Source organism: Craterilacuibacter sp. (genome assembly GCF_051659485.1).
GTDB lineage: Bacteria > Pseudomonadota > Gammaproteobacteria > Burkholderiales > Chromobacteriaceae > Craterilacuibacter.
On record NZ_JBOFOO010000067.1, the window covers coordinates 1 to 8,891 of the forward strand.

Here is an 8,891-nt window from a genome sequence, read left to right on the forward strand (position 1 = left end):
AGCGCGGCCAGTAGCGCGGCGGGCGCCTCGCGTACGCTGGCGAGCGTGCCCAGATAGTCGGCCAGCGTCTTGGCGGTGGATTCACCGACATGGCGGATGCCCAGCGCAAACAGCAGGCGCGCCAAGGGCGGGCGTTTGCTGGCAGCGATACCGGACAGCAGGTTTTCTGCCCAGCGGGTCGGGGTCTTGTCGTCCGGCTGGGCCAGTAAATCGCCGCTTTCGCCTATGGCCAGTTCCGGCGTGGTGGGGTCTGTGGCGGGCGGCGTATTGTCGCGCGCATCGGCGCGGCGCTTCATTTCCAGCAAATCGGCCAGCGTCAGGCGGTAGAGGTCGGCCACGCGGTGTACATAGCCCAGATCGACCAGATTCTCGATATGGCGCTCGCCCAAGCCGTCGATGTCCATCATCCGCCGTCCGGCAAAGTGGCGGATGGCTTGGGTGCGCTGTGCCTGACAGGCAAAACCGCCCGAGCAGCGGACGATGGTTTCGCCTTCCTCGCGCACTATATGCGAGCCGCAAACCGGGCAGTGTGCCGGCAAGCGCCATGCCGGATACAGCGGTTCGCTCGCCGGGGTAAACAGGTCGGCGGCCGGCACCTCGCGTCGCGGACGCTGCGCCAGCACCACCGCCACCACTTCCGGAATCACATCGCCGGCGCGGCGCACATAAACGGTGTCGCCGACGCGCACATCCTTGCGCGCGACTTCGTCTTCATTGTGCAAGGTGGCGTTGGTGACGGTGACGCCGCCGACAAATACCGGCGCGAGGCGTGCCACCGGCGTTAATGCGCCGGTGCGTCCGACCTGTACATCAATGGCCTCGACCGTGGTCAGCGCCTCTTCGGCCGGAAATTTGTGTGCGACGGCAAAGCGCGGTGCCCGCGACACAAAGCCCAGCGCCTCTTGCTGCTCGCGGCTGTCGACCTTGTACACCACACCGTCGATATCGTAGGGCAGGGTGGCGCGCTGACCGAGGATGGATTCATAGTAGGCGGCGAGCCCGGCTACGCCGCGGACTACCGGCCGTAGTGAGGGCGGCACTGCCGGAATGCCGAGCGTGAGCAGATAGTCGATCTCGTGCTGGTGGCTGTCGGGCCACGGCGCACCGTCCAGTTGGGCGATGGCGTAGGCAAAGAAGGACAGGTGGCGGCGCGCGGTGATGCGCGCGTCCAGTTGGCGCAAGCTGCCGGCGGCGGCATTGCGCGGATTGACGAAAGCCTTGTCGCCGCGCGAGAGCTGTTCGTTATTCAGGCGTTCGAAGTCCTGCTTGAACATCAGCACCTCGCCGCGTACTTCCAGCAGTGCCGGCGGGGTGGAGGTGGCCAGACGCAGGGGAAGGCTGCGTATGGTGCGTATATTCTCGGTGACATTTTCGCCGCTGCTGCCGTCGCCGCGGGTGGCGCCCTGTACCAGCAGGCCGTCGCGGTAGATCAGGCTGATGGCCAGACCATCGAACTTGGGCATCACCGCATAGTCGATGGCGGCTTCGGCCAGCTCGCGGCGGATGCGCTCGTCAAAAGCGGTCAGTTCGGCATGGCGCTGATCAATATCAGCGGCCTGCATATCGGAAAAAATATTGGACAGCGACAACATCGGCGTGTCGTGCGCCACGCTGTCAAAGGCGGTCAGCGGCGCCGCGCCTACGCGCAGGGTCGGTGAATCGGGGGCTTTGAGTTCGGGGTGGGCCGCTTCCAGCGCTTCGAGCTCGCGAAACAGGGCATCGTATTCGGCATCGGGTACGCTGGGTGCATCCAGCTGGTAGTACTCGCGGTTGTAGCGGCTAAGCAAGGCGGCAAGTTCGGCTGCGCGCTGGGCAGTGTCGGTCATCATTGCGCTCCAAAGCAAACAGCCGGCATGATCGCCGGCTGCGGGTGGGGTGGTGGCTCCGCCTCAGGCAAACAGCCGCAGTGCGGCGAAGCTGCCCGGCGCAATGCCGCGGTCGTCCATATTGCCGTAAATCTGCGCCAGTTGTTCGCGGATACGGTCCAGGCCCTGCTGGCTGAGTACGCGGCGGTTGTCGTCGACCAACTGGGCATCGAATTCGGCCGCCAGCTCGCGTGAAAACTCGACCGCACGGTCGAAGACTTCTACCGCACCAGCCACGCGCGGCACATCAAACAGCAGGGTCAGGCCGGCAATGTGCCGGCTGGACAGCATGGCTGCGCTGAACGGCGTCTGGTCGGACGAGGTCAGCGAAAACAGCGTATTTCCCGAGTCGGACAGGCAGTGGAAAGTACCATCATGTTCCAGTTGCAGGCCGCAGGCCTCGACAAAATCGCGCAACTGGGCACCGGCTATCGGTGCCCGCGGCAGGATATTGATGCCGATCAGCATGTCTACATCGGCACAGAAACGGTCAAGCTCGCGCGCTGCCACCAGCTTTTGCGCCCGTTGCGGAAAGCTGACCGCGGCCTCGTTTTCCTCGGCAAAGCGCGCTACTTGCTGGCAGAAACTGGCGATTTCCTGCTCGTTGACCGCACCGCCGCGGTCAACCAGTTGCAAGCCGATATTCAGCTGCTTGTAGCGCACGCCGGGCAGCGCCTCGGCCGGCTTCCATAAGCCATGCTCGGTGCGGCCTATCAGCTGCACGCGCTTGGCTACGGCAAAGCGTGGCAGGGCCTTGAGCTGGTAAGGCGTGCGGAAGACCACTTCGGCAATAAAATCCAGCGTAGGGTCCAGCATGGCCACCACCAGCGCCTGATGGTCATCGCTGTCTATGCTTTGCGCCATATCCAGACGGATCTCTTCGGGCTCGGGAAGCGGGGCGGCGGCCGCCTCGACAGGCTGCGCTTCTGGCACGGTTTCGGTCAGATCAGGCAGATCAGGCAGATCGAGAGGCACGGCCATGACCGGCTCCAGCCGGTCATGCGCGACGCCGTCACGTACATTATTCTTGGGCACTTCCAGCAAGACATCGCTATGGCCACGGGTAAAGGCCTGACGCGTTTTCTTTTTAAAACGCCATTCCTGATACAGGTTGACGCCGAGTACCAGCGCGATAAATGCGCCACCCAACATCAGCAAGCCGATCTGTAATTCGCTCATTCAGCTTTATCCACAATGCGGCTAATAGACGGGACGATATTATATCAAAGCCCGGCATGCAAACGGCTTTAGATTTTTATGATTTTGTGCACTCGCAAAAGCGGGGCAAAGCCGGCGCTCGCATCGCGTGCCTTTTATTCCGCTTGCAGGTCAAAGCGTAGCGGTATTTCCACCGTATCGGCGACCGGTTGGCCGCCACGCCTGGCCGGCTCGAAGCGCCAGCGTTCGACCGCGTCGCGTGCGGCGCGATCCAGCCGCGCAAAGCCGCTGCTGGCGAGGATGGATAATGCGCGTACCCGTCCATCGGCCCCCACCTCGACCCGCAGCAGCACCCGCCCGCTTTCGCCGCGCGCACGCGAGCGTTCCGGATAATCGGGTTTCGGGTTGGCGAGATAGGCTGCGCGCCAGTTGGCCGTGCTGTTGCCCGCACCCGCACCTTCGGTCGCGGCGCCGGCATTTGCAGAGGCCGTCCCCGACGTACTGCCTGCCGGCTGGCCCGCTTTGGCATCCTCTACGGCCGTGCTAGTGCCTGCCGCCGCCGGTGTGGCTTGCGCCTTGAGTGCCAACGTATCCGCCACCGGGCGCGGGGGCGGCACAGTAGCCGGGGCGGCGGTGACGGTGGCGGATTTTTTGCGGGCAGGCGCAGGCAGACTCGGCGTCTGGTGCGCCAAGCTGGCCGTCTCAGGTGCCGCTGCGGGCAGGCCTTGGGTCGCCGGGGTGGGGGAAGGGGCTAAGGCCAGCAGGTCCAGCTGCAGCGGGGGGCGTATTTTTTCGGACTGCATCACAAGCAGCAGCGCAAGGGCTGCCGCGTGCAAAAGCAGGGATAAGGCCAGTGCCCGTCCTGCCCCGGGTTTTTTGATCAGCACCGCAGCTGGGCGCCTGCGCGCGCATAGTTGTGCCAGGCGATAGTGGCGCATAGCAGATAGAACAGCAAAAACAGGACAAAGGCGGGCAGGAAGCTGCCCCAGCGTTCAAACGAATGGCCGAAGGTCTCGGGAATGAAAAAAGCGCCGACAGCGGCCATCACCGAGCTGACACTCATGGCCGCCGTACCGCGGCGGGTGCCGCGCTGGTAGGCCTCGGCCAGCGTTTCGTTTCGGCTGTGCCGCTCTTGCCCCGCCTCCAGGATGAAAACCTTGGGTGCCAGCTGGTAGGCTGCGCCATTGCCGACGCCGGCGGCCAGAAACAGGAACTGGCACATCCCCAGAAACAGCCAGAACGAACCGGCGCTGCCCGTGCCTGGCAGGCTGATGATCACGCCGACGGTGCCCAGTACCAGCACGGCGTAGCAGGCAATGACGGCGATGCCGCCACCGATGCGGTCGCCGCACCAGCCGCCAAAGGGGCGCGATAGCGCCGCCAGCATCGGGCCGACAAACAGATAGGGGGTGGCGTCGTATAGCGGAAACAGCGTGCGCGCCAGCAGCGGAAAGGCGGCAGCCAGCCCCAGAAAAGTGCCGTAAGTGCCCATATACAGCAGGCAGATGGCCCAGGTATGGCGCTCTTTCATCATCAGCCACTGGTCGCGTGGCGTCAGCCTGAGCTTGGGCAGGTCGTGGGTGTAGATAAAACACAGCACGGAGACCAGTAAAATCGGTGCGATCCAGATGTAGCCGGCGTTTTGCAGCCAGACCGGGTAGATGGCGTTGCCACGGTTCCAGATTTGCGCATCACCGGCGAGTACGCCAAACAGCGGCAGGGTAATCGCCAGCGGAATCAGCAACTGGGCGACCGAAACGCCGAGATTGCCGATGCCGGCATTCAGCCCCATGGCCAGCCCTTTTTGTGCCTTGGGAAAGAACAGGCTGGTGTTGGCCAAGTGCGAGCTGGAGGCACCGCCGCCTATGCCGCAGCAGGCGGCGATCAGCAGCAGCACCGGAAACGGGGTGCTGATGTCCTGCACCACATGGCCGACGCCGAAAGCCGGTATCAGCAAAAACAGGGTGGAGACCCCGAGCCAGATGCCGCCACCGGTCCAGCTCCAGACCGAGGAGTAGATGATGCGCATCAAGGCGCCGGTCAGGGGCGGGATGGACACCAGCAAAAACTGCTGCTGCCGGCTCATGGCAAAGCCGACGGCAGGCAGGTTGACCACCACCATGCTCCACATCATCCAGATATTGAAGTTCAGGTGCAGGGCCATGATGGACAGCACGAGGTTGCGCCGCGCAATCGGTTTGCCGCGAGCCAGCCAGAAAATCAGGTTTTCCGGCTCCCAGCGTTTAACGCGGATGGTCATAGTGCAGTCGTAATTCCTGTGGGTGCCCAAGCCGAATCGGCGGCATCATCCGGCTGCGGATTATGTCGCGGGTTTGAACGGGGCTTGTTGTGCCAGATCAAGCATGCTCGCGCAGTTTCAGCGCCTCGACGATGTCTACCGCCACGATGCGGCTCACCCCCTGTTCCTGCATGGTGACGCCCACCAGCTGTTCGGCCATTTCCATGGTCAGGCGGTTATGGCTGATATACAGGAACTGGGTATTGCTGGACATCTGTTTGACCAGTTCGCAGAAGCGGCCGGTGTTGGCATCGTCCAGCGGCGCATCCACCTCGTCCAGCAGGCAGAAGGGCGCCGGATTGAGCGAGAACAGCGCGAACACCAGACTCATCGCCGTCAGCGCCTTTTCGCCGCCGGACAGCAGGTGGATGGTGCTGTTTTTCTTGCCCGGCGGCTGGGCGATGATCTGGATGCCGGCATCCAGCAGGTCGTCGCCGGTCAGCACCAGCTCGGCATGGCCGCCACCGAACAGGGTGGGGAAAAACTCGCTCATCTTACTGTTGACCGCCTCGTAGGTGGTTTTCAGCATCGTGCGCGTTTCGCCGTCGATCTGGGTGATGGCCTCTTCCAGCATGGCCATGGCTTCGTTCAGGTCGGCGCACTGATGGGCGAGATAGTCGCCGCGCTTTTTCGCCTCGGAGAGTTCTTCCAGTGCGGCGAGGTTGACCGCGCCCAGGCCTTCCAGTGCCCGTGCCAGACGCGCGATTTCGGCGGCCAGGGCATTGGGTTTGACCGCATCGGTCAGCGCTTCCAGCAAGGGGGCCTCGTCGGCGGCGGCTTGCTGCAGTTCTTCGGCGAAGCGCTCGACATTGAGGCGGGCCTCCTGATGCCTGAGCAGCCACTCGCTGCGCGCCTCGCGTAGCGCCGGCAAACGGGCGCCGGCCTCTTGCTGGCGCTGTGCCAGCTGGCGCAGCTCTTCGGTTAGCGCCGCCAGCGCGTCGCGGGCGGCCGACAAGGCCAGCTCGCGTGTTTCGCGCAGCAGGATGGCTTGTTGCAGGCTGTCCTCGGGTACGGCCTCGATCACCGTTTCGGCTTCCAGTGCCAGTGTTTCCAGCCGTTCAGCCAGAATCTCTTCGCGCTCGGCCAGCTCGCGCGCACGGCGTCCGGCTTCTGCCGATTTTTGTTCGGCAGTACTGAGTGCCAGCCGCGCCTCATGCCCGCGCCGCTCGGCATCGCGGCTGCGGTTGCGCGCCAGTTCCAGCCCGGTTTCGGCATTGAGGCGCGCCAGCCGTGCGTCTTCCAGTGTGTTGCCCAGCTCTTCCAGCGCCAGCGCCGCTTCTTCGGCGGCGAGGCCCAGCTCTTCCATCTCGAGCGCGCTCTGGCTGCGGCTTTGCTGTAGCCGTTCGCGTTCGCTATTGATGGCCGTCAGGCGCGCCGCGCCCTGACGCGATGCCTGATCCAGACGCATATGTTCCAGCGTCAGCGCCGACAGTTCCTGCTCCAGCCGGCTGAGCGCGCCTTTTTGCGCACGCACCGCTTCGGCCAGCATGCCGGCCATGCTGGCGGCAGACTCGCGTTTGCGCTCTGCGGATTCGACTTGCGGGGTTAGTGCCGCTGCGCGCAGGCGGGCAGCGTCCAGTGCCGCCTTGCGTGCCATCAGGCCGGCGCTGGACGCTTCGGCGTAATAGGCGACGCTCAGCGCATCGACGCGGTGGCCCTCGGGCGTGATCCAGGCTTCCCCTGCTGTCAGCTCGCCACGGCGGGCGAGCGCGTCGCCCAGCGATCCGGCGCAATACAGGCCGGCCAGCCACAAGCCCAGCGCGGCATCAAACAACGCGCCGGCGCTCGCCTGTGCCGCCAGCGGCGGGGCCTTATTCGAGGCCGGCGCCATGGCCGGTGCGGCTTTACCGTCGATCAACTGCAAGGCCGCCGGCGGCAAAGAAGCCGGCAGATCGGCGGCGCGGGCCGACAAGCGCGTGCCCAGCACCGCCTCGATGGCGGTACGCCATTTTTCCGGCACCTGCAGCGTTTGCCATAGCTGCGGCGCGTCGCTGAGTTGCTGTAGCGCCAGATAATCGCCCAGCGCCTCGCCGGCGGCTTCGCGCTGCAGCATATTGTCCAGCGCATCGGCTTCGGCTTCGGCGCGTGCAAGCCCGGTGCGTAGCGTGGTCAGCGCCGTATCGGCGTGTTCGCGCTCGCTGGCCATATCGGCAAGCTTGGCCTCGTCGGCCGCCACCCGGGCGCGTACTGCATCCAGCGCCGCGCGCGCTTGCGCCACCTTGGCTGCGGCGTCTTGCAGTGCCGCCGGCTCGGGTAGTGCCAGCGCCTGCAACTCGCGGCTGAGCGCGTCTTCGCGTTCGGCCACCTGCTGCAGGGCCTGCTGGCGGTGGCTAATGCCCTGGCGCGATAGCTCGTGCGTGCGCGTGAGCTGCGCCTGGCTGGCGGTCAGTGCCGCCAACCGGGCATCGCAGCCGCGAAAATCGCCCTCGGCTTCGGGCAGGCTGGTGGCGCCGTCCTCCAGCGCCATCTGCGCTTCTTCTTGCACCATCTGCGCTTCTTCCAGCCGCGGCAGCCATTCGTCCAGCTCGGCCTCGGCCTGTGCGCGGCTGCCGGCCAGTGTCTGGCGCTCGTGTTGCAGCATGCCCATCTCGCGCTCGACCCGGCTGTGGTTTTCGCGCTGGTGGCGTTGCTGTTCTTCGAGGCGGGTGAGCTGGCTGCTGGCATCAAACAGCGATTGCTGCGCCGCATGCACTTGATCGCTGGCGCCAAAATGGGTCTCGCGCACCGTTTCCAGCCGTGTTTCCAGCTCGGTCAATAGCGCCGCCTGCGCCGCTTCTTCGGTCTCTAGGCGGGCAAGCTCGGTGCGCGCGGCCGCTTCCTGGCGCGCCGCTTCTTCGCGTCTGGCCAGCGCCAGCAGGTTTTGCTTGAAGGTCAGCGCGCCGCGCAAATCGTTGTACTGGGCGGCAACCTCGGCCTGCTCGGACAGATGCTCGACCTGACGCTCCAGCTCTTGCTGCAAGTCGGCAATGCGCTCCAGATTGTCGCGGGTGTCGCGCAGACGGTTTTCGGTCTCGCGCCGGCGCTCCTTGTATCGGGATACCCCGGCGGCTTCTTCCAGATAGGCGCGCAGCTCTTCCGGGCGTGCCTCGATAATGCGCGAGATCATGCCCTGCTCGATCACCGCATAGCCGCGGGCCCCGACACCGGTGCCCAGAAACAGGTCGGTAATGTCGCGCCGGCGCACCTGCTGGTTATTGATGTAGTAGCTCGATTCGCCCTGCCGCGTCAGCACCCGCTTGATGGCGACTTCTACATACTGGCCCCAGCTGCCGGCCAGGGTGGCATCGCTATTGTCGAACACCAGCTCGACCGAGGCGCGGCTGACCGGCTTGCGCGTGGTCGAGCCGTTGAAGATCACGTCCTGCATCGACTCGCCGCGCAACTGCTTGGCGCTCGATTCGCCCAGCACCCAGCGCACCGCATCGATCACATTGGATTTCCCGCAGCCATTGGGGCCGATGACCGCCACCAGCTGGCCGGGGACCGGAATCGTGGTCGGATCGACAAAGGACTTGAAGCCGGAGAGCTTGATATGGGTAAGGCGCAAGACGTGGTTCCCGCAAATAGAA

General features: G+C 64.8%; 5 protein-coding genes. All 5 read right to left on the minus strand.

The genetic code is table 11. The features are described 5' to 3' along the window. A partial coding sequence (gene ligA, locus ACRC1E_RS02265) for an NAD-dependent DNA ligase LigA (protein WP_438513484.1) occupies positions 1-1,826 on the minus strand: 1,826 nt, incomplete at its 3' end. Positions 1,827-1,889: 63 nt separating this feature from the next. Beyond that, positions 1,890-3,044 (minus strand): cell division protein ZipA C-terminal FtsZ-binding domain-containing protein, encoded by a 1,155-nt coding sequence (locus ACRC1E_RS02270; RefSeq protein WP_438513485.1) that lies wholly within the window; start codon positions 3,042-3,044, stop codon positions 1,890-1,892. A gap of 134 nt (positions 3,045-3,178) precedes the next feature. Continuing rightward, positions 3,179-3,910: a TonB family protein gene (locus ACRC1E_RS02275; protein WP_438513486.1), complete on the minus strand. Its 732-nt coding sequence runs from the start codon at positions 3,908-3,910 to the stop codon at positions 3,179-3,181. Continuing rightward, a complete protein-coding gene (locus ACRC1E_RS02280; protein WP_438513487.1) occupies positions 3,904-5,283 on the minus strand; it encodes an MFS transporter in 1,380 nt (459 codons plus the stop codon). Before ACRC1E_RS02280 ends, ACRC1E_RS02275 begins: the two co-directional genes overlap by 7 nt. A gap of 97 nt (positions 5,284-5,380) precedes the next feature. After that, positions 5,381-8,869: a chromosome segregation protein SMC gene (smc, locus tag ACRC1E_RS02285; RefSeq protein ID WP_438513488.1), complete on the minus strand. Its 3,489-nt coding sequence runs from the start codon at positions 8,867-8,869 to the stop codon at positions 5,381-5,383. Between the last annotated feature and the right edge of the window lie 22 nt (positions 8,870-8,891).

Excerpts from the sequence above, each read along its gene's own strand:
- ACRC1E_RS02280 (WP_438513487.1), bottom strand. The coding sequence starts at position 5,283 with ATGACCATCCGCGTTAAACGCTGGGAGCCGGAAAACCTGATTTTCTGG.
- ACRC1E_RS02270 (WP_438513485.1), bottom strand. The coding sequence starts at position 3,044 with ATGAGCGAATTACAGATCGGCTTGCTGATGTTGGGTGGCGCATTTATC.